Annotated in this window: 31 protein-coding genes and 1 tRNA gene; 26 read left to right on the top strand and 6 right to left on the bottom strand. The window is 60.9% G+C overall.

Annotation, left to right across the window (positions count from 1 at the left end):
- Positions 1-133: 133 nt before the first annotated feature.
- The 9 genes from NKH16_RS20130 (at position 134) to terL (ending at position 11,711) form a co-directional block, all read left to right on the top strand.
- Entirely contained in the window at positions 134-2,080 is a 1,947-nt protein-coding gene (locus tag NKH16_RS20130; protein WP_352901408.1) for a hypothetical protein, read from the top strand.
- A 54-nt stretch (positions 2,081-2,134) separates the two neighbouring features.
- The gene (locus NKH16_RS20125) at positions 2,135-5,800 is read left to right on the top strand and encodes a phage tail tip lysozyme (protein WP_352901405.1); all 3,666 of its coding nucleotides are present in this window, start codon (positions 2,135-2,137) and stop codon (positions 5,798-5,800) included.
- Positions 5,801-5,870: 70 nt separating this feature from the next.
- Positions 5,871-7,217: a phage tail fiber domain-containing protein gene (locus NKH16_RS20120; RefSeq protein WP_352901403.1), complete on the top strand. Its 1,347-nt coding sequence runs from the start codon at positions 5,871-5,873 to the stop codon at positions 7,215-7,217.
- Entirely contained in the window at positions 7,217-7,642 is a 426-nt protein-coding gene (locus NKH16_RS20115) for a hypothetical protein (protein ID WP_352901400.1), read from the top strand. Before NKH16_RS20120 ends, NKH16_RS20115 begins: the two co-directional genes overlap by 1 nt.
- Before the next feature lie 32 nt (positions 7,643-7,674).
- The gene (locus tag NKH16_RS20110; protein ID WP_352901397.1) at positions 7,675-7,851 is read left to right on the top strand and encodes a hypothetical protein; all 177 of its coding nucleotides are present in this window, start codon (positions 7,675-7,677) and stop codon (positions 7,849-7,851) included.
- Positions 7,848-8,114 carry a DNA packaging protein gene (locus NKH16_RS20105; RefSeq protein ID WP_352901394.1) on the top strand — a complete coding sequence of 89 codons (267 nt, stop codon included), beginning with the start codon at positions 7,848-7,850 and terminating at the stop codon, positions 8,112-8,114. Before NKH16_RS20110 ends, NKH16_RS20105 begins: the two co-directional genes overlap by 4 nt.
- The gene (locus tag NKH16_RS20100; RefSeq protein ID WP_352901391.1) at positions 8,115-8,372 is read left to right on the top strand and encodes a hypothetical protein; all 258 of its coding nucleotides are present in this window, start codon (positions 8,115-8,117) and stop codon (positions 8,370-8,372) included.
- 77 nt (positions 8,373-8,449) lie between these two features.
- Entirely contained in the window at positions 8,450-9,871 is a 1,422-nt protein-coding gene (locus NKH16_RS20095) for an SGNH/GDSL hydrolase family protein (RefSeq protein WP_352901388.1), read from the top strand.
- A gap of 115 nt (positions 9,872-9,986) precedes the next feature.
- The gene (gene terL / locus NKH16_RS20090; RefSeq protein ID WP_352901385.1) at positions 9,987-11,711 is read left to right on the top strand and encodes a phage terminase large subunit; all 1,725 of its coding nucleotides are present in this window, start codon (positions 9,987-9,989) and stop codon (positions 11,709-11,711) included.
- Positions 11,712-11,926: 215 nt separating this feature from the next.
- Here the strand turns inward: terL and NKH16_RS20085 are convergent, their stop codons facing one another.
- Complete coding sequence (locus NKH16_RS20085; protein ID WP_352901382.1) at positions 11,927-12,172, bottom strand: DUF982 domain-containing protein; 246 nt, start codon at positions 12,170-12,172, stop codon at positions 11,927-11,929.
- A 104-nt stretch (positions 12,173-12,276) separates the two neighbouring features.
- On the opposite strand from NKH16_RS20085, the gene NKH16_RS20080 reads away from it, so the two are divergent.
- The 13 genes from NKH16_RS20080 to NKH16_RS20020 all read left to right on the top strand — a co-directional run bounded on the left by NKH16_RS20080 (position 12,277) and on the right by NKH16_RS20020 (position 19,621).
- Positions 12,277-13,029: a DUF4145 domain-containing protein gene (locus tag NKH16_RS20080; protein WP_352901379.1), complete on the top strand. Its 753-nt coding sequence runs from the start codon at positions 12,277-12,279 to the stop codon at positions 13,027-13,029.
- 1,126 nt (positions 13,030-14,155) lie between these two features.
- Positions 14,156-14,947, top strand: coding sequence for a GP88 family protein (locus tag NKH16_RS20075; protein WP_352901377.1), 792 nt, complete (start codon positions 14,156-14,158; stop codon positions 14,945-14,947).
- A 125-nt stretch (positions 14,948-15,072) separates the two neighbouring features.
- Complete coding sequence (locus tag NKH16_RS20070; RefSeq protein ID WP_352901374.1) at positions 15,073-15,468, top strand: hypothetical protein; 396 nt, start codon at positions 15,073-15,075, stop codon at positions 15,466-15,468.
- Positions 15,468-15,632: a hypothetical protein gene (locus NKH16_RS20065; protein ID WP_352901371.1), complete on the top strand. Its 165-nt coding sequence runs from the start codon at positions 15,468-15,470 to the stop codon at positions 15,630-15,632. The genes NKH16_RS20070 and NKH16_RS20065 overlap by 1 nt, the downstream gene beginning before the upstream one ends.
- Entirely contained in the window at positions 15,629-15,931 is a 303-nt protein-coding gene (locus tag NKH16_RS20060; RefSeq protein WP_352901368.1) for a hypothetical protein, read from the top strand. Before NKH16_RS20065 ends, NKH16_RS20060 begins: the two co-directional genes overlap by 4 nt.
- Positions 15,932-16,028: 97 nt before the next feature.
- Positions 16,029-16,259 (top strand): hypothetical protein, encoded by a 231-nt coding sequence (locus tag NKH16_RS20055; protein WP_352901365.1) that lies wholly within the window; start codon positions 16,029-16,031, stop codon positions 16,257-16,259.
- On the top strand, positions 16,256-16,426 hold the full coding sequence (locus NKH16_RS20050; RefSeq protein WP_352901362.1) for a hypothetical protein: 171 nt from the start codon (positions 16,256-16,258) through the stop codon (positions 16,424-16,426). Before NKH16_RS20055 ends, NKH16_RS20050 begins: the two co-directional genes overlap by 4 nt.
- Complete coding sequence (locus NKH16_RS20045; protein ID WP_352901359.1) at positions 16,423-16,584, top strand: hypothetical protein; 162 nt, start codon at positions 16,423-16,425, stop codon at positions 16,582-16,584. Before NKH16_RS20050 ends, NKH16_RS20045 begins: the two co-directional genes overlap by 4 nt.
- Before the next feature lie 91 nt (positions 16,585-16,675).
- Entirely contained in the window at positions 16,676-17,089 is a 414-nt protein-coding gene (locus tag NKH16_RS20040) for a helix-turn-helix domain-containing protein (protein ID WP_352901357.1), read from the top strand.
- Between the two features lie 93 nt (positions 17,090-17,182).
- On the top strand, positions 17,183-17,590 hold the full coding sequence (locus NKH16_RS20035) for a helix-turn-helix domain-containing protein (RefSeq protein ID WP_352901354.1): 408 nt from the start codon (positions 17,183-17,185) through the stop codon (positions 17,588-17,590).
- A 57-nt stretch (positions 17,591-17,647) separates the two neighbouring features.
- On the top strand, positions 17,648-18,034 hold the full coding sequence (locus NKH16_RS20030) for a hypothetical protein (protein ID WP_352901351.1): 387 nt from the start codon (positions 17,648-17,650) through the stop codon (positions 18,032-18,034).
- A 124-nt stretch (positions 18,035-18,158) separates the two neighbouring features.
- On the top strand, positions 18,159-18,557 hold the full coding sequence (locus tag NKH16_RS20025) for a winged helix DNA-binding protein (protein WP_352704426.1): 399 nt from the start codon (positions 18,159-18,161) through the stop codon (positions 18,555-18,557).
- Between the two features lie 2 nt (positions 18,558-18,559).
- Positions 18,560-19,621, top strand: coding sequence for a tyrosine-type recombinase/integrase (locus NKH16_RS20020; RefSeq protein WP_352901348.1), 1,062 nt, complete (start codon positions 18,560-18,562; stop codon positions 19,619-19,621).
- Positions 19,622-19,629: 8 nt separating this feature from the next.
- On the opposite strand, the gene NKH16_RS20015 is transcribed toward NKH16_RS20020, so the two are convergent.
- Positions 19,630-19,983 (bottom strand): hypothetical protein, encoded by a 354-nt coding sequence (locus NKH16_RS20015; protein WP_352901346.1) that lies wholly within the window; start codon positions 19,981-19,983, stop codon positions 19,630-19,632.
- 111 nt (positions 19,984-20,094) lie between these two features.
- Here NKH16_RS20015 and NKH16_RS20010 point away from each other — a divergent pair.
- A tRNA-Leu gene (locus tag NKH16_RS20010) sits at positions 20,095-20,177 on the top strand.
- Between the two features lie 164 nt (positions 20,178-20,341).
- Here NKH16_RS20010 and NKH16_RS20005 read toward each other — a convergent pair.
- Positions 20,342-20,926 (bottom strand): GDYXXLXY domain-containing protein, encoded by a 585-nt coding sequence (locus tag NKH16_RS20005; RefSeq protein ID WP_352744632.1) that lies wholly within the window; start codon positions 20,924-20,926, stop codon positions 20,342-20,344.
- Entirely contained in the window at positions 20,923-22,041 is a 1,119-nt protein-coding gene (locus NKH16_RS20000) for a DUF2157 domain-containing protein (RefSeq protein ID WP_352744634.1), read from the bottom strand. The genes NKH16_RS20005 and NKH16_RS20000 overlap by 4 nt, the downstream gene beginning before the upstream one ends.
- Positions 22,042-22,263: 222 nt before the next feature.
- On the opposite strand from NKH16_RS20000, the gene NKH16_RS19995 reads away from it, so the two are divergent.
- From NKH16_RS19995 to trmFO, 3 genes are all read left to right on the top strand, one after another.
- Positions 22,264-22,404, top strand: a complete 141-nt coding sequence (locus tag NKH16_RS19995; protein WP_023678913.1) for a DUF1127 domain-containing protein — start codon at positions 22,264-22,266, stop codon at positions 22,402-22,404.
- Between the two features lie 48 nt (positions 22,405-22,452).
- Positions 22,453-22,593: a DUF1127 domain-containing protein gene (locus tag NKH16_RS19990; RefSeq protein ID WP_023678914.1), complete on the top strand. Its 141-nt coding sequence runs from the start codon at positions 22,453-22,455 to the stop codon at positions 22,591-22,593.
- Positions 22,594-22,961: 368 nt separating this feature from the next.
- The gene (trmFO, locus tag NKH16_RS19985; protein ID WP_352746050.1) at positions 22,962-24,371 is read left to right on the top strand and encodes a methylenetetrahydrofolate--tRNA-(uracil(54)-C(5))-methyltransferase (FADH(2)-oxidizing) TrmFO; all 1,410 of its coding nucleotides are present in this window, start codon (positions 22,962-22,964) and stop codon (positions 24,369-24,371) included.
- 26 nt (positions 24,372-24,397) lie between these two features.
- On the opposite strand, the gene NKH16_RS19980 is transcribed toward trmFO, so the two are convergent.
- Together NKH16_RS19980 and NKH16_RS19975 are read right to left on the bottom strand one after the other, a co-directional pair.
- Positions 24,398-25,225, bottom strand: coding sequence for a phytoene/squalene synthase family protein (locus tag NKH16_RS19980; protein ID WP_502894939.1), 828 nt, complete (start codon positions 25,223-25,225; stop codon positions 24,398-24,400).
- Between the two features lie 25 nt (positions 25,226-25,250).
- Entirely contained in the window at positions 25,251-25,640 is a 390-nt protein-coding gene (locus NKH16_RS19975; RefSeq protein ID WP_352746044.1) for an Mth938-like domain-containing protein, read from the bottom strand.
- Positions 25,641-25,643 lie beyond the last annotated feature (3 nt).

The following is a 25,643-nucleotide window of genomic DNA, read 5'->3' as shown; positions in this document are numbered from 1 at the left end:
CGTCGCCCCACCTCGCCCACCGGAGGATCAGAACCTAGCCCGCCTAGTGGACGCTCTTGGTTCCTTCTCTGGCTCCCTCGGCCGTTACGCTGCGGTCACTCAGGACAAGTCAAAGTCCAATGAGCTGGAGCTGATGGCGGCCCAGAAGAAGTTCTCGGGCATGACCATCGAGGAGCAGCGCAAGGCTGTTGAGGGTGGCCAGATGCCGGCCTACGCCAACGACTTCGTCCAGAAGGGCATGGGTTCCCTGTGGGGCTCGTCCTATGGCCAGAGCCGCGCGGCTGAGCTGCAGAACACCCTCAACACGACCCACGACTGGACTGGCGATCCCGACAAGCTGTACGCCGAGGCCATCAAGGCTGACATGGAGAAGTACGGCAACGATCCCAACTTCGTCGCACAGTACCTCCGTCAGATGGACCAGGGCCGTCAGCAGGCTCAGGGCGTGGTCGAGAACCGCAAGGTCGACGCCTTCAACAAGGACCAGCTCGGTGCAGCCTTCGCAGGCTTCGACACCGTCATCAACGCTGGCATCCAGAACGGCCGAGACCCTGACGACATCGCCAAGGATGTCATGAGCAGCTATGCCTCACTCGGCAAGGATGGTGTCCTTGGTGTCGACTTCGACAAGCTCGATCAGGAACGCCTGAACGCAGCCGCACGTCGTGCCGAGACGCAGCCTGAGGTGGCCCTAGCGCTCATCTCTGCGACCCGTAAGGGCCGTGGCGGCGCAACTACCTCGCTCGCCCAAGATCCAGCTCAGCGCGACCGCATCCTGCAAATCCAGGAAGTTGCCCGCAAGGCGATTGGCAAGAAGGCAGAGGGAGTCTTCCTCGACGGGGTGGCAGCCCAGAACGCTGAACTCATGGCCACTGGAAATCTCGATGGCATTGAGGAACGGCGCTACACCTCACCGATCACTGGCGAGGAGAAGGTCATCACGGCCGACAGCCAGCGCGACGATGTCATCTACCGCTACATGAAGACCAGTGCCCAGATCGCCGAGAAGAACCGGGAGACCGGGACTGAACGGATGTCTCGTGAGCTTCGCGTCTTCCGAATGGGCAACAAGAACGACCCCGAGCTGGAGAAGCAAGTCTCTGGCATCTTCCAGATGGCGAACGCCGGCATCAGCCAGGACCCCGAAGCTGAGAAGAAGCTGGTCAGCAAGCTCGAAGCCTACAAGTGGCTCCGCAACGAAAGCACCCAGTCCCTTCTGTCCCACGCTAAGGACGAGAAGGACCGCGACTTCGCCGAGACCTATCTGGCTGGTCAGCAGTACCTCGGCATGGACAGCTCGGAAGCCATCAACTTCGCCACAAGGGCCACCAAGATCAGCTCTGAGGGACTGCCAGGCATATCGCCTAAGCAGCACGAACAGGTCCGCGCGGCGGTCAACAGCCTGGGCTCCAAGCCGGGTTGGTTCTGGGGCACCAACGACACCAAGCCCGCCAATTCCGCGGTGGCCGAGCAGCGGGTCACACAGCTCGCTCTAGGCATCATGAACGCCAACGGCGTCCCGATGGACAAGGCGATCACCATGGCCTCTGAGGCGGTCAAGGCGACCTCTACAACGTACAACGGTGTCCTGCTCGATCTGCAGGGCATGCATGTCCCTGACAACTTCTCTGAGGTCTTGGACGAGCAGCTCGGCGACTACGCCAAGAACCGTCCCCTCGTGATGCAGCGCAACGGCCTATCCCAGAGCGACCTTGCAGTTCTTCCCGCAGGCGGCGGCACCAGTGGACCCTCAGGTGGCCGCTTCATCGTCGTCGAGAAGGACACTCTCAGCCCTGTCCTAGACGACCAGGGCAACATGTCGTTCGTTACCACGGGTCAGGTCCGCCAGCGCGGCGCGATCAAGGAGAACGAGCGTAAGACCAAGGTGCTGCGAGACAGCGCCGTGGAGAGTGGTGCGGCCTCCAAGGGCTACACCCGACTGCCAGCAGTATCCGGCGAGACCGGGTGGCTGAATAGCAAGACTGGCGAGATCATGAAGTTCGACTTCCCTGACGGGGCGTCAGCTCCAGTGTGGAAGCCGACCGGCAGACGCATCTCTTCCCCACTCTCCAATCGATAATCCCCAGACCCTCAGGCTAACCCCTGGGGGTCCTCAATTCACCAAAGGAGCCCCATGAGGCTGACAGAAGCTCAAGTCGTCGCTGGCCTTATCAAGCGCGGCGTACCTACCCACGTCGCCCAGGGCGTTGCGATGAACTTCCGCGACGAGAGCGGCTTTGATACGGGCATAGTTGGCGACAACGGCAACGCTATCGGGCTCGCTCAGTGGAATGGTCAGAGGAAGGCCAACCTAGAGAGCTTCGCTGCCTCTCATGGCAAGTCTGTCGACGACGGAAACACGCAGCTCGACTTCTTCATGAAGGAGAACGCAGGCCCTGAGGCAGCAGCATGGGCGAAAGTCATGGCGGCACCCTCGGCTCAGACCGCTGCGGTCGCCTTCGTGAACCACTGGGAGCGCCCTCGGGCTGACCTCGGTGCTGCACGTGCGGCCAAGTACAACAGCGGCTCCGCTCCTGATCTCAGCTCGGCAGCCATGGAGATTCCTGAGGGTCCCGCTAAGCAGGTCCAGTTGCCCGACCCGGTCGCTCCCTCGCTATGGCAGACCACCAAGGACGCCGTGGCGACCGAGGTAACGAACCCTTTCGCCAACCGCACGGACACCAAGGAAGACCCCGGCTTCATCCTCACGCCTGATCGCATCAAGGCTGACTTCGCTGCTCGCGGCCTGCCGGTCGACGAGACGAACACCGACTACATCGACACCAGCCACTCCGAGGCTCACTATCAGGAGAACCTTCAGGCTGCCTCAGTCAACAACGATAGGATCGTCCGATTGAGCCAAGCCGGGATGACCGGTGCTGCCCTTCAGATCACCGCTCAGATGCTCGATCCGATTGCCCTTGGCACCGACATCGCGGTTGGTTCAGTCCTTCCCGAGCTGGTCCTGGCCAAGCGTGGCTACCGCATTGGACGTGTCCTGGCGGGTGCCGTTGGTGGTGGCTTGGGTGCCGTGGCGTCGGAAGGCATCAAGGAAGAGTTCAACCCGAACCACCACAAGGCTGACGTCTTCTATGGCGCAGTCATGGGCATTGGCGTCGGCGGTCTGGCCGGTGGCCTCATGCGCAAGGCTGACACTATCGCTGAAGGTGCCATGATCCAGCGCGCCGCGCAGCGTCAGGTCGCCTCCTACGAGGACAGCGTGTCAGGCTCTGCAATCAACGCCGGCTCCGTCGGTGCAGCCAAGAACCCACTCAACGACACCTTCCTCAAGGATGGAGCGTTCGAGTTCCTCGACATCAAGGACATGCAGGAGACCGCCTTCGGGAAAGCCCGAGTGTCCCTTTCGGCATACCTGAACACCTCCAAGAATGTCGTGACGCGTGGCCTAGCTGGTCTTGTGCAGGACGGCGTGGGCAAGAAGGGTGGCATGGTCAATGCCATCGCCGCGTCCGAGGACAAGGACCGTCTGGTCACCTACTTTTCGACCAACCTGGGCCGCGTGGCTCACCCCCAGCTCAAGGCTTGGATCAAGGAGAAGGGCATCGGAGCCAAGGCACGGCTGTCTGGCCGCGCAGAGCATGACTTTGGTGTCGAGATCAACAAGTACCTGTTCGACAAGGGCACCGACCGAGCGACCCGCTATCCCAAGTCTGTGGTCATCACAGCCAAGCGGATGCAGGAGCTGTATCACGAAACCCTCGGGCTCATGAAGAACCCCTTCGAGCGCGAAGGAATGGTCGGTCGTCCTGTGGCCGGCGCTCTCGACATCAAGGCTGACGCCAACTGGTCTGGTCCCCGATACTGGGACGATCAGCGCCTCATCCTGGCCCACAGCGACTACGCTGACGGGACCATCGAGCGCCTCATTGAGGGCTCAATCAAGTCGGCCCAGGCTGACATTGAACCGGGCCTAGCGACCCGCCTCGCGGCTGGCTTCACCAAGGCCATCATCGGCCGCGCCCACGGTCTCGAAGCAATGGCCCACGGCAACGTCGGTCTCGAAGACATGGAGGAGCTGGTCCAGACCCTCATGAACCATGGCGGTCTCGCCCGTGAAGACGCCGACGCACTGCTCAAGTCCTTCAAGACGCCCAAGAGCGATGCCGGCCGCGATGCACCTTTGAAGCGACGCATGCTCCTCGACGAGACCTACAAGCTGGAAGGTGCAAACGCGCCGATGACCAAGCTGGGCACCGTCGACGAGAAGGGCCTGAGCGTCATGGACCTCCTATCGCAGGACGCAATCGGCAACTTCAACCGCTACATCCGTCCCACCTCGGGTCGCGTGGCGTTGTCCCGATACCGCTTCAAGGACCCTGTGTCCGGCGAGCTGCTGGTCAACGGCATCACCAGCGATGGTGAGTGGCGTCAGCTCATCGACAAGACGATCCAGAAGAACGCCGACCTCATCAAGGCTGGGCAGATCACCGAGGCAGAGGGTAAGGCCGACATCAAGCGGCTCAACTTCGCCTACAGCTCGATCATGGGCCGGCCAGTCAACGACGCCGAGAACACCGCCTTTGGGCACTGGGGTCGACTGATCCGCAAGTTCAACTTCGCTCGCATCATGAACCAAGTGGGCTTCGCTCAGGTCTCTGAAGTCGGAATGCCTATCGCTCACCTCGGCGTGAAGGCTTCCTTCTCCCAGATGCCAGCCTTCAGGCGCGTCGTTAACATGGACGGTGAGAGCATTCTCAGGTCTGGCTTGGCCGACGACATCGAAGTCTGGTCAGGGTTTGGTGGCGAGCGCCTGACGCCGTCCGCAGAGTACCGCTTCGACGACCTGACGGGCATCCACGATGCACCCTCAGGCAACTGGAGAGACAAGGCTGAGCATGCCCTGAACGTGGCCGGAAGGTTCACTTCGGAGACCTCAGGCCTGACCACGGCCAATGTCGCCCTCAACAGGTGGGCGGCGGCCTCCATCGTCCAGCGCTTCGCCGACATGGCGCACGGTGGCAAGCTGTTCAGCGGGGCTCGGTTCGCCGACCTCGGTCTCGATCCGGCCATGACCAAGCGCGTCCTCGCGGCGTTCAAGGAACCAGGCAACTTCGAGTACAAGACTGGCCTGCTCACCAAGAAGAAGGTCGCCCGCGCACACTTCGCTAAGTGGAAGGACAAAGAGGCAGCCGAAGCCTTCCGTCAGGCAGCCTATCGCCTGGGCACGACGGTGATCCAGAAGAACGACATCGGCAACATGGCTATGTGGATGTCTCATCCCGCCGCCAAGCTGCTCATGCAGTTCCGCTCGTTCATGGTCGGTGCCTACGAGAAGAACACCCTCAAGTCGATGCACATGCGTGATCCGGTTGCCGCCAAGGCACTCGCCGCGTCCATGGGCTTCGCCGGCCTCTCCTACGTCATCCAATCCAAGATCGCCTCAATCGGGCGTTCGGACAGGGATGCCTACCTTGAAGAGAGGCTGGGCTGGGACAAGATCGGCGAGGCCGCGTTCGCAAGGGCCGGCGCGTCGTCCATCATTCCTATGCTCATCGACACCGGAGCCTACTTCACCGGGCAGAACGCACTCTTCAGCCATACCCGCACCACCGGTCAGGCAAGCAACATGATGTTCGGCAACCCTACGACGGGTGGCTTGGACGACATAGCGCAGGCCTTCCGTGGCATCGCCGGTTTGGCCGAGGATCGCGCATGGTCGCAAGAGGAAGCTCGGGCGCTCGCTCGGGTCCTTCCATTCGGCAACTCGCTGCCCGTCACCACTGCCGTCAGCGCCATGGTTGGGAACCTCCCACGGTTCGCTCCACGCGACAGCAAATAGCTCCACCAACGGTCACCTAAGCAGGCCCTCAGGCTAACCCCTGGGGGCCATTTTCTATTCAAGGATCACAATGACCTCACCAATCAAGTCCTTCGTTTTCTATGATGCCGATGGCGTCACGAGGGACTTCACCTTCAGCTTCCCGTACCTCTCCAGAGACCACGTCAAAGTCTATGTTGATGGTGTCGGCTATGGCGACTTCGCGTGGGTTGGACCTTTCTCCATCCGTACCAACACCACCCTTCCGACGCTCGCCGGTAAGATCAAGATCGCCCGCGAGACACCCGGCGACAGCCCCCTGGTCACCATTGGCGACGGCACATCTCTCCGCTCGGTGGACCTCAATCGTCAGTCCCTCCAGGCCATGTATGTGGCGCAGGAAGCGGCCGACGCAGCTCTCCTTGTGAAGGCCAGCGCTCTCGTGCCTCCCGACAGTGACGCAGGCCGCGTGGCGTTGGAGTTCCCATCAATCGAAAGCCGCAGGAACAACGCACTCGGCTTCGACGCAGAGGGCCAGTTCCGCGCCTACTCCCCGGCGGACATGCCCAAGGGTGAGACCGGTGACAAGGGCGATGTAGGCGCCCCGGGACCAGTTGGTCCTCAGGGTACGCAGGGCCTTCAAGGTCCACAAGGTCCAGCCGGCGACAACTACTCCCCGGATGGCAAAGGTCTGACCGCAGGCCGATCTGCGTTCAACGCTCAGGCTATTGGCTTCTCCTATCTCGATATCCAAACGGGCACTCTCTACTGGAAGCTCAGCGCAACCTCAGGAGATTGGTCCGCAGGGATCGCCTTTGGTGCCGGCGCTCAGGGCATCCAAGGCATTCAAGGCCCAGTTGGTGCGCAGGGCGCGGCTGGTGCAACCGGAGCGGCTGGCACCCCAGGGATGATCTGGCGTGGCGCTTACGCAGGCCCGACGGCCTACACCCCGAAGGATGTCGTCGCCTACAACGGCGCGGCCTACATCAACATCCTGGCCTCGACTGGTAACCTCCCGACCAATGCGACCTACTGGAACCTCGTGTCATCCAAGGGCGACCAAGGTATCCAGGGTGTGCAGGGTCCCGTTGGTCCGACTGGCCCGCAAGGCCCAGCCGGCACAGACGCTACAATAACCTCAGCCGCAGTCGGCTTAGCCATCGCTGGCATTGCATACGGCGCTGTTGGCTCACCCGTGCTTGGCTACATCTACAACGCCGGCATTGTTGAGAACGGGACCTACGCAGGCTCGTCTATCCAGCCTGCTGGTATGGGTGGGTCCACCTCAGCCTTCGCTGACGATAATGCCCCATCTGGGGACCGCGTGGTGATGAAGGGTGGGTCAGCTCTGTCTGGAACATGGCGCGCTATGGGTCGGAACAACTACGCCGCCGGAACTAACTACGCCCGCTTCACTCTGTTCATGAGGATTGCCTAATGGATTATCGCTCCCCGAAGCTCAACGCCATCGGCTCTATCGACATGGAGATCAATCACTCGGTTTATGGGTGGATACCATTCACCGCATCCCCGAGTGACCATGAGGCTCTTGGCAGGCAGCTCTACGCCTCCACCAGGGCAATCGCAGCTCCGTATGCTTCGCCCCCTGATCCGACGATTGAGGAGCGCCGCGCGGCGATGCCCTCGATCACGCCAAGGCAGCTTAGGCTGACCCTCCAGTCCATCGGGATCACCGAGGATGCCATCGAAGCTGTCGTCGTCAACGACCCTGAGGGAAAGATCGAGTGGAAGTGGGCAACCACATTCTCTCGCAAGCACCCACTCATCAACACCATGGGAGCCGTCTTCTCGATCACCCCCGAGCAGATAGACGACCTGTGGGTGTTCGCTAAGGCCATCTAATGGCTCCCAATCTCATCGTAGGAAACACAATCTTGGACAACACCACAGCAGGCGTGGCGATCTCTGCTGTCGCGAGCCCTGTCTGGCTTCCCATGCTCCACTCCGTGTCTGACGGGGCCGCGATCATCGCCCCAATCCTGGGCACGATCTGGCTCGTTGTTCAGATCATCGGAAGAACCAAAGACATCCTCCGTAAGGACAGCAAATGAAGACCGACAACAAGGCCCTGAGCGCCCTGTTCGATGCTTTCGCTGGTGAGCTGAGCAAGCTCATCACCGAGGGCAAGACCGTCATGGACAAGGAAGGCGAGATCGTTCGGCTAAGCCCTGACGCCGCCTCCCTGAACGTGATCCGACAGTTCCTCAAGGACACCAACACGACCGTCGCCCCGAACACCAACAAGGTGGTCAACGACATCGCCGCGAGCCTCCCGTTCGACGGCTCTGAACATGACGAGCAAGCGAGACACTAAGTGAACATCACCGCACAGAACACCTTCACCCCCGCTGTCCTGATCCAGTCCGGCAACATCTTTGACGTCTCGATCAGCGGCACATTCGTCGCAACAGTGACCGTCCAGCGGTCCAAGGACGCCGCTACATGGTTCGACCTCGACAAGTTTACGGCTGCCGCTGAGAAGACGGGCGTGTCCGGCTCGGCTTGGTACTTCCGCGTTGGCGTGAAGACCGGAGAGTTCACCTCGGGCACCATCGTGGCTGCAATATACTAATGGGCGTCCCTTACATGTTCTTCAGGGGCGTCCTAAGCGACGTCCTGTGGTCCTCTACCTCGGTCGCAGCTCCGCCCGTGACACCTCCGGTCGTTGTCGATCCGACCTATCTGCCGACGCTCTCGACAGCCCCAGCAGTCGTCTATGGAACGACGAGGCTTGTCGCTGCCTACTCAGGCCCAGCGATCCGGGTGCAGCGCGCCGTCGACGACGTTGAGCAGGACATCAGCTTCGGCTCGAAGTACTTTGACACCGCCGCCGCCACATCGTTCCGTGGTGCCAGCGCTCTGGGGCTTCGCAAGTGGTACGATCAGACTGGAAATGGCTTCCATCAGGAGCAGGCCACCAAGGTCAACCAGCCGGGCGTCTTCCCCGAGGTCCTCTACAATGGCGCACCGTCGATCTCGTTCGACAGCTCAGCACTGGTCCAGAACCAAAGCTCGAAGTTCACGGCCTGCACCACCGGCCCGACCGTCGCCAAAGAGAACTTCACCGAGTTCTACCTGCTCTCGCCAAACTTCTCGCTCAACGACAACTACTTCGGCTCGATGCCGGCAGATGCGACGACCCTGTCGCTGTTCACCACGACGGCAAACGTCGGCCTGAGGGGCAACAACACCACGCCCTTCAACGACACTCGTACGGGTCCCCGGAAGGTGCCGCCTCTGAACCAGCATGTTCTCCGCTGGAGAGGTGGTCCGACCGGCAAGCAGTTCGGCGTCAACGGTTCACTGTTCCTCGTGGGCACGGCCCCTGTGTCAGGCAACGTGACCGGCAAGGGCTTCGGCCGATGGAATGCCACCACGCCGTCCAGCTACGATGGCGAGTTCGACATCATCGCCTACGTTGCCTATCCGGCAGCCCTGTCCGATGCCGAATGCTTGGCTGTCGAGGCAGCCCTCAAGGCTCAGTGCAACGTTGTCACCTCGTCCACCGTCAAGGTCGTCTTCGACGGGGACAGCAGGACCGAGGGCTCTGGCCACTCCAAGAACCAGACGTGGACGAAGAAGCTGATCCAGTCGGTGTCGACGCCTATCTACGCGGTCAACATGGCCGTTGGCGGTCAGTACCTGAGCAACATGGTGACGAACGTCGCCGGTCGCGTGACCAACCAGTACGATGCTGCGTTCACCAAGAACATCGTCTGCATGGGCGGCCCAGGCATCAACGACATCACCAACGGTAGGACGGACGCGCAGCTCATCGCTGACTTCCAGAGCTACGCGAACGGCATCCACGCCAGCCAGCTCCTCATCGCCGCAACGGTCCCTTACCGGGACACCGCGACCGCGCAGCAGGAGACTTATCGGACCTCGTACAACACTTGGCTCCGCGCCAACTACGCGACGTATGCAGAGCGCCTCGTGGAACTCGACATCCCGCAGTTCGCCTACTGGTCCGCGAACTACTACATCGACATCGTCCACTTCAACGATGCCGGCCAGCAGCTTTGGGCAGACGCCTTCAAGCCTGCAATCGAGTCGCTCATAGCGGCTTAACGGACGCCTCAGGACGAGCGCTAGGTCGCTCAGCAACCCAACAGCCCCCAAGCTCACAACGCTCGTCCTGGGCGCTACCGCCGGCCTCTACGGCCCCATCCAACCACCGGAGAAGATGACCAAGAAATCCCTGGCCTCCTCGACACATTTGTCGACGGAGCGAGATCCAATTCGCGACGACTTCCGCAACTTCCTGTTCCTCGTGTGGAAGCACGTCCTGCCCAATGCGGAGCCCACGAAGCTCCAGTACGACATCGCCTCATTCCTTCAGCACGGCCCTAAGCGCCTCATCATTGAAGCCTTCCGTGGCGTCGGCAAATCCTGGGTCACCTCGGCCTTCGTGTGCTGGCTCCTCTACTGCGACCCGCAGGCCAAAGTCCTCGTGATCTCGGCCTCCAAGCAGCGCTCCGACGACTTCTCGACCTTCACGCTCCGTCTGATCTTCGAGATGGAATTGCTGGCCCACCTGCGGCCACAGGGCGACGATCGGATGTCCAAGGTAGCCTTTGACGTCCACCCGGCCGCTGCCTCCCACGCCCCCTCTGTGAAGTCCCTAGGCATCACGTCCCAGATCGCCGGCTCGCGCGCCAACTACATCATCGCCGACGACATCGAAGTCCCGAACAATTCGGACACCCAGCTCAAGCGCGACAAGCTCGCCGAGCAGATCAAGGAGTTCGACGCCGTGCTATCCCCCGGTGGCCGGATCATCTTCCTTGGCACCCCTCAAACCGAGCAGTCGATCTACAACAAGCTGCCCGAGCGTGGCTATGTCGTCCGCATCTGGCCCGCCCGCTATCCCGACGAGGAGCGCCGCGCCAAGTACGGCTCGAGACTTGCCCCGATCATCGGCCGAGAGCTGGACCTCGACAGTGGCCGCGTGGGTGACCCAACGGACCCTCAGCGGTTCAATGACGTCGACCTAAGCGAACGTGAGCTGTCCTATGGGCGCTCAGGCTTCTCCCTGCAGTTCATGCTCGACACCAGCCTCTCGGACGAGGACAAGTTCCCGCTGAAGCTGAACGACCTCATCGTCATGGGGTTGAACCCGAAGAAGGCTCCTCGCTCTGTGGTCTGGGGCTCAGGCCCTGAACAGGTCCACGAGAAGCTCCCCAACGTGGGGCTGCCCGGTGACCGCTATAACCGCCCGATCTTCATCGAGAAGGACTACCTCGACTACGAAGGCTCAGCCATGTTCGTCGATCCCTCGGGACGCGGCAAGGACGAGACTGCCTGGGCTGTCGTCAAGATGCTCCATGGCACCCTCTACCTGACAGCCATGGGCGCGGTGCGCTCGGCCGGCTACGGTGACGACACCCTGACCAAGATACTGACCACGGCCCGCGACCAGGGCGTCAACATCATCAAGGTCGAGCCCAACTTCGGCGACGGCATGTTCGCCCAGCTCCTGAGGGCCAAATCCGCGGTGTTCTACCCTGTCCTCATTGAGGATGCCGAGTGGTCGAAGACCCAGAAGGAAGCTCGGATCATCGACACCCTTGAGCCGATCATGAACCAGCACAGGCTGGTGGTCTGCGAGACGGTGATCGAGAAGGACTATCTCAGCACGGAGAACCTCCCGGCTGACGAGGTCAACAAGACCCGGCTGTTCTATCAGATGACCCGGATCACCAGAGCCCGTGGTGCCCTAGCGCATGACGACAGGCTCGATGCCCTGGCTGGCTGTGTTGCCTACTGGCTGGAATGGATGTCTCGGAACACCACCGTGGCTGCTGACCAGCGTAAGGCTGAGCTGCTCGATGCAGAGCTGGCTAGGTTCATGGAGAATGCTCTGGGAGGGTCTGCTGTGTCTGGTCCCAACTGGATGGGGCAACGGTGAGGCTCGGCTAAAGCCTCGCTGTACCCCCTCGGATACCCCTAGATTGAATAGGGTGAACAGTGGCACTACCCTAAGGGTTCTCCCCCTTAAGGTTACCCTTAAGTGGCACCTGAGAGGGACCCTAAGGTGACCCTTCAGTGCCACCTGATAGCACCTGAGCCTGCCTTGGAGTTCTCCCCAGGGTGGGCTTAGGGGGCAGAGGGACCCAGGAGACCCTAGACATCAGGAAGGAACATCTTCTCCTCCTTGGCAGCAGCTAGGAATGCCTTACGGGCCTCCTCAGGGGGAACCTCATCGGCCAGTGCGGCTACACATACGCGCACCGCTAGGTTCCACCTCGGTCCCCTCTTGGTCCACTTGAGGAGATGCTCGGATGCACCCTCGACGTGGGTGATTCCGTACCTCACGCCGGGCCGATCACCCCTTACGCAGACCGGAGGGTAGAACCAATGGAGACCCATAGGGGGAACGTAAGGCAGCTAAGGGCTTTCGTCTCCGATCAATCGCATGATTGCTTATGTCGTTGTCGTAGAGCAGAGTTAGGGTGTGAAATCGGGAACCATCAATGGCCAGACTCCCTTCGGCGTCTATGTCGACAGTTAAAGAAGAGGCGGCAAGCGGCCTTCGCGAACCTGGAGTTCTGATTGAACACCAGCCCGAGTTTCGAAAGCCAAAGTTCAAATGTCCTCGGTGCGGCGTGGTTGCCGTCCAATCGTGGACGATTCCGTACCGAAAGGAGTACGGAAAGAGAAGCGGGACCTTAGCACAAATTGAGGCGTCGATCAGCGATCTTGGCCTTTCCACGTGCGAGGCTTGCGGCGCCAAGTGTCTCTGGTTCGAAGGCAACTTGGTCTATCCTCCTGATTTGTCCGATCATCCCGTGCCTGCAGATTTGCCGGCAGAGGTGAGAAAGGACTTTGAAGAAGCGGCGACAATTGCAGGCGCAAGCCCCAGAGCTGCCGCTGCGTTGCTCCGAATGTGCATTGAAGGGCTTTGCAAGAGCGTCACCGGGGAGGCGAAGTTCGAGGATGCCATAGCGGAACTCGAACAGCAGGGCATTCCGACACCCATCACTCTGGCCATGGATGTCGTTAGGCTGACAGGAAATGAAGTACTTCACGCCGGAAAGCTCTACGGTTCCGATGACGCAAAGACCGTCGCGATACTGTTTCGGCTGGCCCGTCTCATCGTGAACTGGGCTATCACCGAGAAAAGGGACCTTCAGGAACTGGTCGCGACCATCCCCCCTGAAAAGCTCGCGCGCATTGAGGAGCGACGTAACAAGGCCGCTGCGAAGGGCGCTCCCAAGTCGGCGTGAGCTAGGCCGAAATGTCTGGTGAAATTTCTCTGCCGCCAGCCACCAGGCGAGAATGTTTGGTGCAAAAGTCCGAGCGACCCATCAGATATGTGGCAGCGCGCGACTCCCCCCGTGCCCCCTTCGGTTCCCCTCGATTTGGCCTTGTGTCGCACCCTAGGTCACAGCTTGTGCCACAGCATGCACCTAACCCATTGATTTCATAGGCATTCGGACTGGATCATAGGACCATGGCAAGGCCTAGGGCGGGCCTGATGGGGCTCTAAACAGGCACCAAATGGGCATGTGAAGGGCATAGGAACAAATGCCTAGGCGTTCCCTCGCCAATCGGTGCTTTTGCCTGTTACGGTATTACATGACGTGAGCTATAGCCTAACGTTCCATGCATCACAACCATCAGCACAACCTAAGCCCACATTCACAACCCTGCAGTTGCACCAATGCCGGCCCATATACAGCACGCGCGGGCAGGCATGCGGTTTTCCACCTAAGCAATGGGCATGATCGGCAAGCATGATCGGCAAGGCGCCCCAAATCAAGGCCTTAGCACCTCCGCTATGTGCCTGACATCATTACACAATCCATGCGATTTAGGCTCTCAAACAGGGCTCAAAACACCGGCATTTTGACCAGCTGGGAGCGGTGCCTAGCGATTATTCGAAGATTTCTTCAAACTTTCTTTCGCAGCAATATCAACGGTTTAGCCGATAATAGGCGCCATATCTGCTGTTTTCTCCGCATCTATCGTTTTCTCCGCTTGTGCGTGTATCTCCGCTATGGGAGAAAGAAACACCGGAGCGGATGGCGCTTCGGCCGGGGCCAAGGGCCAGAGAGATCGCCGACACTGCCCACCAAGGGCTTACCTGAGGTTTGTCGCCTCCACACACACCGGGAAGACGGTGGGTTTACCGAACGGCACCTTAGACCGTGAGGGATTGCATCTAGGCCTGTAAATGCTGGCCCGTGAGCGGAATAGGTCTTAGCTGACCACCGCCGAAGCAATCGGAAAGCATACACCGGCCATCACGTTAGGCCAGCAACAAACACCTAAGGGGAACGTAAGTTTCCCTAATGGTGTTTCTTGGCTTGTCCTAAGGACATGCTTGGAAACATCTTAAGGACCAATCAAATGAAGCCTTTCCACAGTGCAACGGTTCGCTCCGGTGGCAACGCCAAGACTATCAAGGGCGATAAAGCTGGCGAATTTGTAACCGCCATTATGTACTTGGCACCGGCCCGCATGGCTGGCGGCGCTAATCTCTGCAGCATGGCCACGCTGGCCGGCTGTGATCCGAACCATGGCGGCGGCTGTCTGGTCAAGGCTGGCCGCGCTTCCTACACGCCAAACATCAATCTGGCGCGCATTGCCAAGACGCAACGATATCTCGCCAGCCGCGAAGCCTTCCTAGCTGAATTGGTGCGGGATATCGGTCGGTTTGCTCGCAAGGCTGCCAAGCATGGTCTTAAGCCGGCCGTGCGCCTTAACGGCACGTCGGACATACTTTGGGAAACCGCGCATCCTTGCTACCGCGACGGCCAGCGCTTCGCGTCCATCTTTGAGGCGTTCCCTGAGGTGCAATTCTACGATTACACCAAGGTCTACAAGCGCGTCTCTAAGGCGCTGCCGGCCAACTACTCGCTGACCCTTTCCTATTCTGAGGCGTCACCACGCTATCAGGACGCGGTCATCGCTGCGGCGAAAGACACTGGCACAAACATCGCTGTGGTCTATCGCACCAAGGCGCTGCGCGACAGCCTGACAGGCGATCACCTCGAAGGCCAGACACGCATGATGAACCGGCCCGTCATCGACGGCGACGAGACCGACATGCGCTTCACTGACGCCAAAGGGGTCATCGTCGGCCTCTACGCCAAGGGCAATGACGCCAAGCGCGACAGCTCCGGCTTTGTTATCGACTAACGTCTCCGCTAAAGGACACTCTCCCATCATCCGAAAGGCTCCGCTATGGAAATCGCAGTCGCTGCCGCCCTCTGGTCCCTGATCGCCGGCTTCTGCGCCGCCGCGTTCATCGCTGAGGCACAGTCATGAAGTTCCAGTATTTCGAAATCCGCCCATGCGTCGACTTCGGCGACCATATCGAGAGCTACCTCGGGGAGCCTGAGTTCATCGCCACCATCGGCGACAAGGCCTGCACACCCGAGGGTGCCGAGCGTGAGGCTGAACAGCGCCGCGCTGCTGCCGGGATCACCAAGCCGGTCTTCTGGACCATCTATGGCCGCGACGAGGAAGGGCTGGCGATGGCTGTTGGCGACTTCACGACGTTCGCCGATGCCGACGAGATCATGAACGCCATCCTCGCACCCATGGCTGAGGCTCGGGACTTAATCCGTGATGGGGATGATGGCCGAACCGACGCGGAGACGGCAGCCAACAACCTCGACGACTTCGTCAACCAGTGCAGCAACTCGGACCGCATCTAATGAAGAACTGGCGCAACGGGGCGCAGGACGTGTCCCCACCACTCGCTCACCGCGACCTGAGGCCTTGCTACACGGTCCTGAGGTTTGGCCGGCAAGCCACCATCATCGGGCCGGACACGCTGGTCCACGTCACCCAAGCCATGGAAGAGGGACGAGGCAAATGATCGTCTACAACGTCGCTCGCCAGTGGTTCACCATGAAGGCCGACGCCGAGGGTCACCGCAAGTCCCTCGGGCTGCCACCAAGCGGCACCTATACCCTCCGCATCGACGACCGCGACGATCTCGCAGGGCTCCTCAATGGGCTCTGTGGTCTCGAAGCGCCGGTCGCTCCGCTCATGGTCGAGCTGCCAACCGAGGTCATCGAGCGCAACCAGATCACCAACACACCACCAGATTGCGTCCCCGCCTTCCTCGTCAGGGAGTGGGAGCGCCGCAACAAGCGGCAGGCAGAAGACGAGTGACCCAGACAGTCACCTACGCCGGCCGCACATTCCTGAAGATCACGCCGCCTTGGATCAAGGGCAGGCGTCCAACCACAACCTATCGCGAGGTCTCACCATGATCCCACGTCCAACCTACGTCATCCAGAGAATGCCTGAGCGCTCCGAGCGGGGCAACAAATGGCACCTCTTCGCCGAGTACACCGGGGGCATCACAACCACCCTCGGGTTCCACGCCAAGAAGGGCTCAGCCATCGTGGTCGCCCGCCTGTTGGCCGGTCGCGGCGGCAAGGTCGAGGTCCGCAAGATGAAGGTCGAGCGCATCACCGCTTGGAAGGTGGCGGCATGACCCAGGCACCTGACGAGAGAATGATCGTCGGCGAGACCGGCCCTGATTGGGAGCCCGACGCCACGACCAAATACTACGCGCAGATCGAAGGCATCTATGCGTTTGGCTCAACCCCTGAGGCAGCCATTGCGGCCCTCGAAGCGATCATGAACGGAGACCCGGAGTGACCCACATCAGCGAACAGTTCTTCAACGAGGGCAAGGCGATCACCTTCCTCCGTGGCTACCTCGACGAGTACCGGCCGGCCACCTACGGCACCAAGCTGACCAAGCGGCGCACCCGCTGCGGCCAGTATTGGGAAGTCGTCGGCTCCCGCTTCAACTAATGGTGGCACATTCCTTGCCTCTGGTCGGCTGCCCGGTTCGGGCGGTCTACCGGGATCCAAATATTCAGCAACTCTCAAAGGCAACAGCACAATGTTCAAGCTCAAGAATGAATTTTTCAAAGGCCAGCGCATCCGCATCATCGAGCCGGCGTGGGCCGAGCACACCGATGGGTTCTCCACGGGCAGCACCGTGACCATCACCGAGCCAGACCTTCATGGGCTGGTTGAAGCCGTCAGCTCCACGGGCACCACCGCCAATCTCTACCCCGACGAGTTCGAGGTGATCGACGCCAAGGAACCGACCGCACCCATGACAAAGTCGGTCCTCGCTCTCCTGCGCCGCAAGGGTGCCATCACGTCGCTCGAAGCCCAGGGGGTGCTGCGGTGTCGCCAGTTGCCGGCCCGCGTCCTCGAACTGAAGCGCCTCGGGCACAAGATCATCACCGAGCTGAAGCTGGACCACACCGGCCAGAAGTACGCCCGGTACCACCTGCAGGTGGCATAGTTAGGAGAGGCGCGAGACCCTACGAAGGTAACCTCGCGCCTCCTACATCCGTGCATTACGTCCTTCTAAAGGACCAATGCAGGGATCACGCCAATGCCGAACATAACAGCCAAGGAAAGATTGAAGCGGGTGGCCGTTATCGAGTTGGTTCTCGGCCTGACCACCGAACTTGACAAGCTCGGCACCAGCCGGGACATGCACATCGTCTTGATGGCAATCCGACTTGGGAACTACCAAGGGCGACCTATGGATGTGACTGCTCTCGCTGCGGCAACCAGCCTGCCGCGTACCACCGTGATCCGCCACATTCATGCCCTTGAGGAGCTTGGCAGGGTGAAGGTGGTCACAAACGGCCGGCGAGCGATTCCACTCCTAATCGGAAGTGATCTGCCGCTTGTCAAAGGCTTCTATGGGAAGCTTGAGCAGCTCGTTATTCAAGCATCTTCTAACCTGTCCAAAGTGGACAGTTCACGCGTAGACACAAATGTTAACGATCGGTAATGAGCCGGCATGAGCCCCCGCTCTGGGTCGCTCGCACCCTCAGGAAAGCAGAACAGCATGATGACCGCAGTGCATGCAGTACAGATTATTCATCACCTCTCGCAAATTGCAGAGGCTCTTACGGTTATGAGCGGAGGTTCCTTCAAGCCCGCCGCACCCCCTGCTCAGGCTGAGATACCCGCTTCGCCATGGGACAGCCCGAACGTTCCTAACGAGTACGATACGGTCCTCGGCTATTTCTCCAAGATGCTGCCGAGCGCCTTCGACATGATGTCTGAGCCCGTCGCGGACACCCAGCGCGATGGTTTCTGGCTCACCCATCAGGCAGCCCGACGCGGCATTAAGGTCGTCAAGGTTGCCGCTCCTGAGGCCCTGATCGACAGCGGCATCACCGAGCTGAACGCCTACCCTGTGAGCCTCCTGGCGGAACGGATCGCAGCGTAGTTCGATAGCCTAGTTAGGACGCAACAGCGGAGATTACGGGGGCTTATATCTCCGCTGTTGCAGAAGATGCGGTACTGGGATAAGCCTACAGAAGCCATGACTATGGCAGGGAGAGGACAAGACCATGACCAAGACGATATCTACGCCTGTGGAGAACAAGACAGCTCGGAAGTTCATCGCGTTTATCGAAGAGTTCCGAAAGCTCAATAAGGAGATGCAGGCCAACCAGATTGCCCTGTTTCTCCACGTTGCGGCCCAGCCTGACCTCACCATCAGGGAATACAGCCAGCGCGCCGACCTAGGCGATGGTGGCACCATCACTCGCAACCTCGACGCACTCAGCCCGACCCGGAAGGTTCTCCAGAAGGACCCCCAAACGGGCAAGCAGGTGCCGGCTCTTGTCGACGGCTACGGCCTCATCGAGCTGTACGAAGACGCAATGGACAGGCGCTTCAAGCGGGTCAAGCTGACCCCACGAGGCGTCCGCGTCTACAACACCCTCATCCAAATCCTAGGGAGCTGATAATGTCAGTCAATCCACGCGGCAAGGGCTTCCAAGTCGACGTCAAGCTGTCCGGTGTCCGTCACCGGCCGTTCTTCGAGACCGAGGCCAAGGCCAAGGCGTGGGAGGCTGACGCTCGCCATGCGGACAAGATGGGTCGCCCGCTGCCTGAGGCCACCAATGCTGTGGTTCAAGGCGGCGGGCGGATCGAGACGCTGGGCGATCTCTTCGACGAGGTCACCAAGACCCGGTGGTCGGCCAAGAACGCCAAGGCTTCGAGCTTCCTCGTGCGCAACGGCAAGCTGTTCACCGACTTCCTAGGCCGCGCCCGCCTGATCACCTCGATCAAGTCGGCCGATTTCTACAGCTACGTCGACCACTGCCGCTCTCTCGGCAATGAGAACGCCACGATCAACCGGAAGGTCTCGGCCGGCCGCACCATGATGCGTGTCGCCGTGCAGCGCGAGATCATCCCCGGCGTCCCGTACTGCGAGAAGTTCCGCGAGAGCGCCGGCTCGGTCAACTACTTCGAGTTCGGCGAGGAAGATCCAATCCTGACCCACCTAAAGCACCGTGGTCTCGACCAGCTCTATGACCTCGTCATCTTCCTCGTCGACACCGGGGCGCGCATTGAGGAGGCCCTGACGGTCGACTGGAAGACCATCCACGGTGGTCGGCTGCGGCTGGAGAACAGGAAGAACGGATCGTTCGGTGTCATCCCGCTCACCAAGCGCGCCGCCCTGGCCCTGGAGCGCCGCCGCATCCACAGCACGAACGTCGACCGGCCATTCGGTGACTTCAAATACAAGTGGGCCGTGGCCCAGCTCACCAAGGTCTACGAACACCTCGGCGGGCGATACCTCGACGTGACCCAGCCACTACACGTCTTCCGTCACTCCTGCGCCAGCCGCTTGGCCATCGCCGGGATCGACGCGAACCGCATCAAGGAATGGATGGATCACTCCAGCCTTCTGGTTACCCAGCGGTACGTGAAGCTGAGCCCGAAGAACCTTGAGGTCGGGGCCGATGCGCTCGACCGGATGACGACACCAGTAAAGCTCAAGGTCGTGAAGAAGCGGGCTTGAAGTTGCGACTATTTGGCCAGCTGGTGCTCTGGCAAACTATCCATGAGGACTTTCACGGCGAACCAGTAGGGTTCGAGCGGATTTCTGTCACAATAGTTTAGCAGATACGCTATCTGGCCACTGTTCGACACCGCCCCCAAATCCCGGGTGTTCTCGCGGCGCACTAATCTCTCCACGTTTGCGCCACTCATGTATCCCTGCGCCCAAACAAATGTGTAAACCTCCGTGCCGCCGTCTTGATTATGCATCCGCGTGATCTCGGCGCATGTGAGCACCCCTAGCCCGCTCCCCGCCATGTCTGCAGCAAATGTGTTCTGAGAGATCAGGCTCAAAAAAGCCAGTATGAGCGCATACTTCTTCACGGCACCATCCCCCCGCATTGAAAGGGACCTTACCGCCCACGAAGAAAGGTGCCAAGGCCTTGAACTTGTGACATGGCTTGTGGCATGGACGTGGCACAGGTCACCATATCGGCGGGTATGGCGGAATTGGTAGACGCACCAGATTTAGGTTCTGGCGAGCAATCGTGGGGGTTCGAGTCCCTCTACCCGCACCATCCCATCACCCGGTAGTGGATTTAGGTTCCAGTGCCGAAAGGCGTGGGGGTTCGAGTCCCTTCATCCGCACCACCCTTCGCTATTCGAGCTTCGGGTGGCAGGCCACTCGAAGCTCCTCCGAAGCCTTGGCGAAGGAGGATCATTGCCAAGGCCGTAGTGCGATCTAGTAAAGCGGCTCCTCGAACAGTGTCTTGTCGCCATCCACCAGCGCTTTGATCTGCGCGGTGCCGTTGGCCGCAATCGCCACCCGGATGCCGAACGGCCGCACCCGCATGTCGTTCTGGATCGCCATCCCCTCGCCTTCCGGCAGATAGAAGCGCTCGATGCCGTAATCCGGCGCGATCGTCGTTGCTCCCTGGCTGATATTCCAGCCCTCGAAGACATGTCCGACGATATCGGCTTCATCGGATGCTGCGGGCACCGGCGCTTGCCCGAACCAAGCCGCGGTCGGCCCCCAATAGCCATCGGCGCCCTGCTTCAGCCTGACCACGATCGACGTTTCCTCGCTGGAAAGCTTGCCGGCCGGAATGTTGCCGATCAGTTTCACCGGTATGCGCGAAATATCGTAGCCGAGCAGAATGTAGTCACCGCGCAAGAGATCGCGCGGATCGATCGGCTCGACCTTGAGCAGGACCTGCTTGCCATCGCGCAGGATCGCCGCGCGTCCGGCGATGATCCAGCTCAGAAAGCCGATCTGGACGAGCGCCAGGACCAGCGCCGAGATGATCAGTCTTTTGCCGGTCATCATGCCGCCGCTCCTGTCATGTTCGAGGCGTTCATGCGCTTTTCTATGCGGATGATAATGAAAGCAAGAACGGCGAGAAGCACCGCCGCCGCAAGGAAGAAGCCTGCGGTGTCGAGCATTGATTGCAGCATCACCACGTAGATGATGGCGAGTTCGAAGGCGAAGCCCGTATAGGCAACCCAGCGCAGTCCCCGGCTCTCGCGGCCGCCCAGCACGATCGCCGCGACGATGCCGGCCAGCGCAACAGCCGAGGCAATGGCGAAGCCGCTATTGTAGCTGCTTTCATCCGCCAGTTCGAATTGGATCATCGCCAGGCCGGTGAGAAAGCCGATCAGCGCGTGCAAGGGCAACCTGCCGCCGAGTTGCAAAACCCTCTCGACCGGCCCGGCAGCAAAGATCGCAGCGGTAAAAAGCAGCACCGATGCGGCAACGAGCGGGATGGCGACTTGCAGCGTGTCGTATTCCATGGCCAACAGCACGAGGTAGAAAAGCACCGACAGGATGATCAGGTGGCGCGCCGCCTGGCTGCGCGTCCAGAACGAAACGGCGAACAGAATTAGCGCCATGACCACGAAGAGATGCGGAAATTCCGTGCGCCGGAAGTAGTCGAACCCTCTCAGGAACAGCCAGGCATCGGCGATGCCGACGGCAGCGACGGTCAGCGGGTTTGAGCGCAGCGCCACCGCCGCCAGCGCCGTGCCGGCGCCCCAGGTGATCAAGGCCGAGGCCTCGTCGCCCGACAAATGATACATCTGGCCGATCAGCGCGATCGATCCGCCGAACGCTGCCGCCGCGACGATCCACAGTGCTTCGCCGATCGCCGCATGGTCGCGCATCTTCAGCACCGCGCCGCCGACATAGCCGGCAAGGATAACGGCAAAAAGTGCCGCGACCCGCACCAGCCGCGGGATGACTTCCCAGTTGGCGGCGATAAAGATCAGGATAGCTGCGCCGAACAGCAGCGCCGCCATCATCGCCAGGATCGAGCCGAAACTCAGCGATTTGCGTTCGTTTGCCTCGACGTCGCGCGTTAGAGCCTCGGCTGTCGGCGCGTCGATCAGGCCAGCCTGCTGCCATCGCGCGATATCCGACCTGACCCGTGACGAATAGCTCGCCATGCCCCTCCCCCTTTGCTTGGTTCTTTTAGCTCGTCCGGCCAAGCGTTTGACCTAACGGCGTTTTCCGATCTGGGCGGAAAACCGGACGCGCGTTAATGCTGCATTGCACAATTTGCATTGCTGCCATGCACCAATAGCGCTTTTAAATCGATATGACCCCACCTATTTTCACGGTGCACACAATGACGGAATGATCCGAAAGAAAGACGAAACGAGACTACCATGAACCTGATCCGCAACTATCGCAACTGGCGCCGCTATAGGGACACCGTGTCCGAGCTGAACCGCCTGAGCACCCGTGAACTGACCGACCTCGGCATCAGCCGCAGCGACATTCACTACGTCGCCCGCAAGGCGGTCTAATCCTTCGGGCCGCAAATGGTCCGAACCAGTTTTGAAAAGAGAACGACAATGAACCTGATCCGCAACTATCGTAACTGGCGCGTCTACCGCGAGACGGTTACCGAGCTGGGTCGCCTGTCGAATCGCCAGCTCAACGATCTCGGCATCGTCCGCGACGAGATCAAGATGGTCGCTCGCAGGGCGATCTAACCACAAGAATTTCGCCAGGGTCGACCTCCTCCCCGACCCTGACGGATACGGTCAGCCTTCACCTCCTCCCGAGGGTTGACCACAAAAACGGCGCCCGCCGGACCTCCTCCCCCGGCGGGCGCTGTTTCAAAAAGGGTTTCGCACCCTTTCAAATGGCGAAAGGAATTTCGTCAAAGCCGACCTCCTCCCCGGCGATGACGAATACGGTCGATCTTCACCTCCTCCCGAGGATCGACCAACAAAACGACACCCGCCGGACCTCCTCCCCCGGCGGGTGTTGTTGTTTTGGGCAATATTCCGCAGCAGCCCACTTGCGGTGCGATCCCTGGCAATTGCAATCCTTGCGCCAAGCGACTATTTCGGCGCTCATGGACAAGAACCCCATTCACGTTATCGGCGGCGGTCTCGCCGGCTCCGAAGCCGCCTGGCAGGCGGCCGAAGCCGGCGTTCCCGTTGTCCTGCATGAAATGCGCCCCGTCCGCGGTACCGACGCGCATAAGACCGACGGGCTGGCCGAGCTCGTCTGTTCCAACTCCTTCCGCTCCGACGATGCGCAAACCAATGCCGTCGGCCTGCTGCACGCCGAAATGCGGCTGGCTGGTTCACTGATCATGAGCGCCGGCGACGCCCATCAGGTGCCGGCCGGCGGTGCGCTGGCCGTCGACCGCGACGGATTTTCCGAAGCGGTCACCAGAAAGCTCGAAGCCCACCCGCTCATCACCATTCGTCGCGAGGAAGTGCCCGGCCTGCCGTCGGCGGAGTGGGACCAGGCGATCGTTGCCACCGGCCCGCTGACGGCGCCTTCGCTCGCCCAATCGATTGCGGAAGCAACCGGCGCCGACGCGCTCGCCTTTTTCGATGCCATCGCGCCGATCGTCCATTTCGACACGATCGACATGGATATCTGCTGGTTCCAGTCGCGCTACGACAAGGTCGGTCCCGGCGGCACCGGCAAGGATTACATCAACTGCCCGATGGACAAGGAGCAGTACCTTGCCTTCGTGCAGGCGCTGGTCGACGGCCAGAAGACCGAATTCAAGCAATGGGAAGGCACGCCCTATTTCGACGGCTGCCTGCCGATCGAGGTGATGGCCGAGCGCGGCGTCGAGACATTGCGCTACGGGCCGATGAAGCCGATGGGACTGACCAATGCGCATAATCCGTCTGTAAAGGCGTATGCCGTCGTCCAGCTCCGCCAGGACAATGCGCTGGGCACGCTCTACAACATGGTCGGCTTCCAGACCAAGCTGAAGCATGCCGAGCAGGTGCGCATATTCCGCACCATTCCCGGGCTGGAACACGCCGAGTTCGCCCGCCTCGGCGGCCTGCACCGCAACACCTATATCAATTCGCCGACGCTGCTCGATGCGTCGCTGCAGTTGAAATCGCGACCCGGCTTGCGTTTTGCCGGCCAGATCACTGGCTGCGAAGGCTATGTCGAGAGTGCCGCCATCGGCCTGCTTGCCGGGCGCTTTGCCGCCGCCGAAAGGCTTGGCCACGCGCCGTCGCTGCCGCCCTTGACCAGCGCTTTCGGCGCGCTGCTCAACCACATCACTGGTGGCCATATTGTCTCCGACGACGAGCCGGGGAAGCGCTCCTTCCAGCCGATGAATGTCAATTTCGGCCTGTTCCCGCCCGTGGACGCGCCAAAGATCGAGGGCAAGCGGCTGCGTGGCAAGGACAAGACGGTCGCCAAGCGGCACGCGGTGACATCGCGCGCGCTCGCCGACTGCCGCGAATGGCTGGGGCTGCCTTTTCGGGCGGAAGCGGCGGAATAACGATCAGGTTGGCTACGCGGCAGCCTCTATGCGGCCGGCCAGCCTCGCGTCGCTCGCCGGAACAAAAGCCAATGCCGGCGCAGGACAGAGAGCCGCACCGCGCTATCAAGCGGTGAGTGGCGGGCGCGCTCCATCTTGTCGAGATAGGCGCCCGAAAGAGCCAGCGGCAGAAAGGCCGGGCGCAATGAAACCGGCAAAACGGACGCCCCCTGCTCGAAAGCGGAAAGATGTTCCCGTGCCAGCGCGATCATCGCGGCAACGGCGCGTTCCGCGCCCGGCCCGCCGTCACCTGTAACGAACTCTTGCGGCGACGATCCCGCCGCCGCCAAAATATCGGCCGGGACAAAGCACTGTCCCCGCTTGCGATGCAGCGGCAGCAGAAGCAGGAGACCGGTCATCGCCTGCGCACAACCTGCCCTGCCGGCAAGTTCGGCAAAGCGTGGTGCTTGGACCGGATCGAGCACGATCGCCGCAAGCTGGATGAGCGCGGCGGCAGTCTCGCCGCAATAGCCTTCGAGGTCGGTGCGCGACGGCATCGGGTCGTCATAGAGATCGAAGATGCGCGCTTCGAGCATATTGTCGAAAGCAGCCTTGGGCAGGCGATGAGTGGAAATAGTCGCCCTTAGCGCGTCCGCCACGGGATGGCCGACCTCAGCCCCATCCTCTTGGCCGGCGATGACATCGCGCCACCATTGCAGCCGGACCTCGCCCGGCAGCGCTTCGCGGATGCGATCGCGTATGCCGGCAATTTCGGCGTTGAAGGCATAGAGCGAAAACAGCGCGTCCCGCTTGTCTTCGGGCGCGTAGAGCGCGGTCAGATAGCGGTCATGATCGGCGGCGCGCACCGTCTCCATGGCGACTTTGGTGTTTTCGGCCACGTCAGTCGACGGCGATGAGTGCTGCGGCCACGGCGCGGTTTTCCGCCAGCAGCACATTGTAGGTCCGCACAGCCGCCCCGGTCGACATCGGATCGGCGGAAATGCCGGCGTCCTTCAGCGCGGCACGCAGCGCGGCCGGCAACGGCCTCAGGTCCTTGCCGCTGCCGACCAGCAGGATCTCGACCTTGGCGGCCTCGTTGAACAGCTTGGTGAAATCCGCTGCCGTCAGCGCCAACGGATCGGCCGGCTCCCAGCCATAGATGCCAGAAGGCAGGCACAGCAGCGAGCCGCGATGCGACATGTCGGCAAAGCGGAAACCGCCATTGCCGTAAGCCTCGATCGGTGCGCGGCCGGGGAAATGCGCCTCGCGGATGACGATGCCCTTGGCCACTTT

This window comes from Mesorhizobium sp. M1307 (assembly GCF_040318155.1).
In the GTDB taxonomy this organism is placed as follows: Bacteria; Pseudomonadota; Alphaproteobacteria; order Rhizobiales; family Rhizobiaceae; genus Mesorhizobium.
The sequence above is the reverse complement of the archived record's forward strand: the minus strand, read 5'-3'. Positions and strand labels throughout refer to the sequence as shown.

Coding starts and splice junctions, on each gene's coding strand:
- NKH16_RS20000 (WP_352744634.1), bottom strand. CDS start 22,041: ATGGCGAGCTATTCGTCACGGGTCAGGTCGGATATCGCGCGATGGCAG.
- trmFO (WP_352746050.1), top strand. CDS start 22,962: ATGGACAAGAACCCCATTCACGTTATCGGCGGCGGTCTCGCCGGCTCC.
- terL (WP_352901385.1), top strand. CDS start 9,987: ATGACCAAGAAATCCCTGGCCTCCTCGACACATTTGTCGACGGAGCGA.
- NKH16_RS20125 (WP_352901405.1), top strand. CDS start 2,135: ATGAGGCTGACAGAAGCTCAAGTCGTCGCTGGCCTTATCAAGCGCGGC.
- NKH16_RS20060 (WP_352901368.1), top strand. CDS start 15,629: ATGATCGTCTACAACGTCGCTCGCCAGTGGTTCACCATGAAGGCCGAC.
- NKH16_RS20030 (WP_352901351.1), top strand. CDS start 17,648: ATGATGACCGCAGTGCATGCAGTACAGATTATTCATCACCTCTCGCAA.
- NKH16_RS20020 (WP_352901348.1), top strand. CDS start 18,560: ATGTCAGTCAATCCACGCGGCAAGGGCTTCCAAGTCGACGTCAAGCTG.
- NKH16_RS20070 (WP_352901374.1), top strand. CDS start 15,073: ATGAAGTTCCAGTATTTCGAAATCCGCCCATGCGTCGACTTCGGCGAC.
- NKH16_RS20120 (WP_352901403.1), top strand. CDS start 5,871: ATGACCTCACCAATCAAGTCCTTCGTTTTCTATGATGCCGATGGCGTC.
- NKH16_RS20085 (WP_352901382.1), bottom strand. CDS start 12,172: ATGGGTCTCCATTGGTTCTACCCTCCGGTCTGCGTAAGGGGTGATCGG.
- NKH16_RS20040 (WP_352901357.1), top strand. CDS start 16,676: ATGTTCAAGCTCAAGAATGAATTTTTCAAAGGCCAGCGCATCCGCATC.
- NKH16_RS19995 (WP_023678913.1), top strand. CDS start 22,264: ATGAACCTGATCCGCAACTATCGCAACTGGCGCCGCTATAGGGACACC.
- NKH16_RS20080 (WP_352901379.1), top strand. CDS start 12,277: ATGGCCAGACTCCCTTCGGCGTCTATGTCGACAGTTAAAGAAGAGGCG.
- NKH16_RS20035 (WP_352901354.1), top strand. CDS start 17,183: ATGCCGAACATAACAGCCAAGGAAAGATTGAAGCGGGTGGCCGTTATC.
- NKH16_RS20130 (WP_352901408.1), top strand. CDS start 134: ATGGCGGCCCAGAAGAAGTTCTCGGGCATGACCATCGAGGAGCAGCGC.
- NKH16_RS20075 (WP_352901377.1), top strand. CDS start 14,156: ATGAAGCCTTTCCACAGTGCAACGGTTCGCTCCGGTGGCAACGCCAAG.
- NKH16_RS20065 (WP_352901371.1), top strand. CDS start 15,468: ATGAAGAACTGGCGCAACGGGGCGCAGGACGTGTCCCCACCACTCGCT.
- NKH16_RS20105 (WP_352901394.1), top strand. CDS start 7,848: ATGAAGACCGACAACAAGGCCCTGAGCGCCCTGTTCGATGCTTTCGCT.
- NKH16_RS20005 (WP_352744632.1), bottom strand. CDS start 20,926: ATGATGACCGGCAAAAGACTGATCATCTCGGCGCTGGTCCTGGCGCTC.
- NKH16_RS19990 (WP_023678914.1), top strand. CDS start 22,453: ATGAACCTGATCCGCAACTATCGTAACTGGCGCGTCTACCGCGAGACG.
- NKH16_RS19980 (WP_502894939.1), bottom strand. CDS start 25,225: ATGGAGACGGTGCGCGCCGCCGATCATGACCGCTATCTGACCGCGCTC.
- NKH16_RS20115 (WP_352901400.1), top strand. CDS start 7,217: ATGGATTATCGCTCCCCGAAGCTCAACGCCATCGGCTCTATCGACATG.
- NKH16_RS20055 (WP_352901365.1), top strand. CDS start 16,029: ATGATCCCACGTCCAACCTACGTCATCCAGAGAATGCCTGAGCGCTCC.
- NKH16_RS20050 (WP_352901362.1), top strand. CDS start 16,256: ATGACCCAGGCACCTGACGAGAGAATGATCGTCGGCGAGACCGGCCCT.
- NKH16_RS20025 (WP_352704426.1), top strand. CDS start 18,159: ATGACCAAGACGATATCTACGCCTGTGGAGAACAAGACAGCTCGGAAG.